Raw genomic sequence first — 549 nt, forward strand, 5'->3', positions numbered from 1 at the left:
GAAGGCACTGATCGCATCCAAGGCACCACATGCGAACGACTTCACCAACCAGCGGGTGCGCAAGGGAGGTGAGGTTGACCCGGCCCTGCGCTCGAAGAATCGCAACAAGTCCAAGGTACGCGCCCGGGTGGAGCACGTCTTCGCAGTGGTCAAGCGGCTGTGGGGCTTCACCAAGGTGCGCTATCGCGGCCTGGCCAAGAACGCCACGCGCTCGTTCGTGGCCTTGGGTCTGGCCAACATCTACTTAGCGCGTGGACGCCGCATGGCATGAGTGCGTCTTCAGAGCGCGCAATGCGCGTGTCTGGCGTGAAAAGGCCAGAAATACGGGCCGAAATTGGGCCGCTTCGCCCATCACATCTCGCATCATGCAATCAACTAGCAACATATCGCTGAATTCGTTGGCTTGTTCAGCGTAGCCCTAACAGGCTGCTGAAATACTCCCATGTTTAGGTCCACGCCGAGCCCCTGAGAAACGTTAATTGTTGAGCAACTACACGGACACATGATGCGCGGCGCTGACACCTTCACCGAGAGCCTTTTCACGATGCG

The 549-nt window shown here is 58.5% G+C and carries 1 protein-coding gene; it reads left to right on the plus strand.

What is annotated here, in order from left to right; translation table 11 throughout:
- On the plus strand, window positions 1-271 hold a 271-nt coding region (locus B9Z45_RS16810; RefSeq protein ID WP_146180911.1), incomplete at its 5' end, for a transposase.
- Window positions 272-549 lie beyond the last annotated feature (278 nt).

It is taken from the genome of Limnohabitans sp. 2KL-17 (assembly GCF_003063415.1).
Lineage (GTDB): Bacteria > Pseudomonadota > Gammaproteobacteria > Burkholderiales > Burkholderiaceae_C > Limnohabitans_A.